The organism is Pelomicrobium sp. (assembly GCF_036803785.1).
GTDB lineage: Bacteria > Pseudomonadota > Gammaproteobacteria > Burkholderiales > UBA6910 > Pelomicrobium.
In genome coordinates, this window is sequence record NZ_DAIRTR010000199.1 from 1 (window position 1) to 3760 (window position 3760).

The window sequence follows — 3760 nt, forward strand, 5'->3', positions numbered from 1 at the left end:
GAAGCCCAGTACGCCTGGGCCTGGGGCCAGAACATCTGGACCGACATGCTCGCCTGAGGGCGAGGTTGCTTCACGCCTCTCGACGCCCGCCGCAAGGCGGGCGTTTCCTTTTGTGGGGACTCTTCGCGCAGTGGCAGTCGAGGAGCAGGGTGTGGCGGCTTCTTGGCTGCGGTCTCGGCCGGGTGTGGGCGGTTTAACCGCCGAGAGCCCGAGAAGGCAGCGCAGGGCCTGAAGAATCGAGCTCAGCCCATGGCCGAGGGCGGAATAATCGTGGGGGTGGCTCAGTCCCGGGATTGACGGATCAGAACGGCTTTTCGTTGCGGATGATCCCCACGCCGATGCCCTCGATGGCGAAGAAATGGGAGCGGGGATCGACCGGAATGGGAGAAAACTCCGGATTTTCGGGCATCAGGAGGACTTCTCGGCCGCGGCGCTTCAAGCGTTTTACTGTCACCTCGTCGTGGAGACGGGCCACCACGATCTGGCCGGAACGGGCCTCGTGGCTGCGGTGCACCGCCAGAAGATCCCCGTCCAGGATGCCGGCATCCCGCATACTCATGCCCCGCACCCGCAGCAAGTAATGGGCCCTGGGCTTGAAGAGTTGGCCGTCGATGCGGTAGCGAGCCTCGATGTTCTGCTCCGCGAGGATCGGTGAGCCGGCGGCCACGCGGCCCACCACCGGCAGGCCCACGGGCACCTTGAGTCGAATGCCCCGGGAAGCGCCCGGCAGCAGCTCAATGACCCCCTTGCGCGCAAGGGTTCGTAGATGCGCTTCGGCGGCATTGGGCGACTTGAAACCGAGGGCTTGGGCCATCTCAGCTCGGGTGGGAGGAAGCCCGCTGGTTTCCATGAATTCCCGGATCCATTTCAAGATCTCGGCTTGCCTTGCCGTCAGCTCGTGCATATGCCTGCAATGTATAAATATCCAGCTGAGATCATATCTGAAACCAGCGGGCCCGCAAGCGCGTTTCGTTGTTGCCCGTGAAGCGAGTCTCCGGGGCGCGTTTCCGACCCACGGCCGAGCTTGCCTGTCAAGGGGCTGTAGGGAAATTGTCCACCGTTTAGCAGCGTGAGGAGAGCTGCGTGGGGGGCGGTCTCGAGGGGACGGCGGGAAAAATATAACCTATTGATTTTTTTGCTTAATTATGGGTGCTCAAATCATGTTCAAAACGGCAAAAATCGAGCCGGCGCAAGGGCATCCGAACCGTAAAAAACGTTTCTTCCACAATGTTATCCACAGAATCTGTGGAGAACTCGTTTTCCTTTTTTGATGGATAGGTTACGGTAAAGTGACCACTGACAAGGAGGGCTAGGCATGTCCCTAGAGGAGAAGCTCAAAACGTGGTATCAGCGGCCGGAAATCCGTGGCCGTAACTGGGAGCCGCGCCTCTTCTGGGTGCCGGCGGAGGACGGTAATCCCTTCGGCCGCCTCAAGGTGGACCCATGGGAGCTGGAAGTGCTGTTCGCCACCCTCTTGGGCGAGCGCGCCGAGCACTACGAAGCGCTCAACGCCCGGGTGCGGGAGGGAGATACTCATCGGGCGATGGGGCGGGCGGACTTCATCGCCACCTGTGCGAAGCGCGGCGAGCTGCCTTTGCTGACCCGTATTGAGGACGCAGCGGCTTCCGCCCGGTAAGGCGAACCGAACGAGACGGACTTCAGTCCTCCGCCGCCGGCGCCTTGTGCTGGGCGACGAGCTGCTGCTGTACATTGGGGGGCACCGGCTCGTAGTGGCTGAACTCGACGCTGTAGGAGCCGGCGCCCCCGGTCAAGGACTTGAGCCGGGATTGGTAGTTGTTGAGCTCGGACAGGGGCACGAGTCCGGTGACCGTGACCATGCCCCCACGCCCAGACTGAGTGCCGGTGACCTGGCCGCGTTTGGAAGAGATGTCGCCAGCGACATCGCCCATGTTGGCCTCCGGGACCGTGATTTCGATGCGGACGATGGGCTCCAGCACGATGGGGCGCGCCTTCATGACCGCATCCAGGAACGCCTTCTTGCCGGCGGTGATGAAGGCCACTTCCTTGCCGTCCACCGGGTGGCTCTTGCCATCGTAGACCACGACCCGCACGTCTTGCATCGGATAGCCGGCGATGGCGCCGGTTTCCATGACTTGCTGTACACCCTTTTCCACCGCGGGGATGAATTGAGACGGGATCGCGCCCCCTTTCACCTCGTCCACGAACTGGAAACCCGTCCCCCGGGGCAGGGGCTCGATGCGCAGGAAGACTTCGCCGAACTGTCCCGCGCCGCCGGTCTGCTTCTTGTGCCGATGGTGGCCCTCCGCCGGCGCGGTGATGGTCTCCCGGTACTCGATGCGCGGTGGGCGGGTCTTGACCTCCAGCTTGTATTGCGTCGTCATGCGTTCGAGCAAGGTGCGCAGATGCAGCTCGCCCAGGCCCCACACCACCGTTTCGTTGGTGCTCATCAGTCGCTCTACCCTGAGGCACGGGTCTTCGGAGGCGAGTTTGGTGAGCACTTCCCACAGCCGCTGCTCGTCGCCGCGCTTCACTGGGTCGATAGCCAGCCCATAGATGGGATTGGGAAACTCTAGGGGCTGCAGATGGATGCGGTCCTCGTCATGGTGGTCGTGCAGCACGGCGTCGAACCCGATTTCTTCCACTTTGGCCACCGCGCCGATGTCGCCGGGGATGCAGCGCTCCACCTCGATGTGCTCCTTGCCCCGGAGCATGAAGAGGTGGCCTACTTTGAAAGGTTTTCTCGCGTCACCGATGAAGAGCTGGGAGTCCTTGGTGATGGTGCCCTGGTGTACCTTGAACACGCCCAGCTTGCCCACGAACGGATCCACGCTCACCTTGAACACGTGGGCGACGACGTGCTTGTCTGGATCGGGCACGGCGCGAAATTCTTCTGCCTGCGGCCCCTCGCCTTTGATGAAGGGTCGGGGGTTACCTTCCGTGGGATTGGGCAGGAGCTTGATGAAGATGTCCAGCAGCTCCGGCACACCCACGCCGGTGCGGGCGGAAGCAAAGCAGATGGGGACCAGGTGCCCCTCGCGCAGCGCCTTTTCGAAGGGCGCATGGAGCTGCCCGGGATCGATGTCTCCTTGCTCCAGATAGAGAGCCATGAGTTCCTCGTCCACCTCCACCACCTGGTCGATGAGGGCTCGGTGCGCTTGTTCGACGGAGGAGAAATCCGACTCACCGGCGGGGTTGAAGAAGCAATCCACCACTTTCATGCCGCCGGCGGCGGGCAGATTGATGGGTAGGCACTCCTTGCCAAAGGTCTCCTGCAAAGCGTTCAAGAGCGCCGGCAGGTCGGTGTTTTCGGCGTCGATCTTGTTGACCACAATCATGCGGCAAAGCCTGCGCCGGGCGGCCCAATTCATCATCCGGGTGGTGGTGAGCTCGATGCCCGTCTGGGCGTTGACCACCACGATCACCGTCTCCGCGGCAGGCAGGCAGCTGATGGCTTGGCCAAGGAAATCGGGGTAGCCGGGGGTATCGACGAGGTGGATGCGGGTACCCTGGTGCTCGAAGTGGGCCACGGCCGAATACAGCGAGTGCTGGTGCTGCTTTTCCAGGGGATCGAAGTCGCACACCGTGGTCCCCCGCTCGATGGAACCCATGGCGGGAATCGCCCCGGCCCGGTAAAGCAGGGCTTCCGCCAGAGTGGTTTTCCCGGCGCCGGCGTGTCCCACGAGGGCTACGGCACGGATCGCTTCTGTGGTGATCAAAGCCATGGGCTTCCTCCAAGCTCGCGTTGTGGCCGCAGGGGGATTCTTCGTCCGAGTATAGG

General features: G+C 62.6%; 3 protein-coding genes. 1 reads left to right on the plus strand and 2 read right to left on the minus strand.

The annotated features are described in order from the left end of the window. Window positions 1-301: 301 nt before the first annotated feature. The gene (gene lexA / locus V7Q81_RS15080; RefSeq protein WP_333844941.1) at window positions 302-904 is read right to left on the minus strand and encodes a transcriptional repressor LexA; all 603 of its coding nucleotides are present in this window, start codon (window positions 902-904) and stop codon (window positions 302-304) included. Window positions 905-1315: 411 nt separating this feature from the next. Between lexA and V7Q81_RS15085 the strand changes: the two genes are divergently transcribed. Beyond that, on the plus strand, window positions 1316-1636 hold the full coding sequence (locus tag V7Q81_RS15085; RefSeq protein ID WP_333844944.1) for a hypothetical protein: 321 nt from the start codon (window positions 1316-1318) through the stop codon (window positions 1634-1636). Window positions 1637-1658: 22 nt separating this feature from the next. Here V7Q81_RS15085 and fusA read toward each other — a convergent pair whose 3' ends face one another. Further along, window positions 1659-3704: an elongation factor G gene (gene fusA / locus V7Q81_RS15090; protein ID WP_333844947.1), complete on the minus strand. Its 2046-nt coding sequence runs from the start codon at window positions 3702-3704 to the stop codon at window positions 1659-1661. Window positions 3705-3760: the final 56 nt, after the last annotated feature.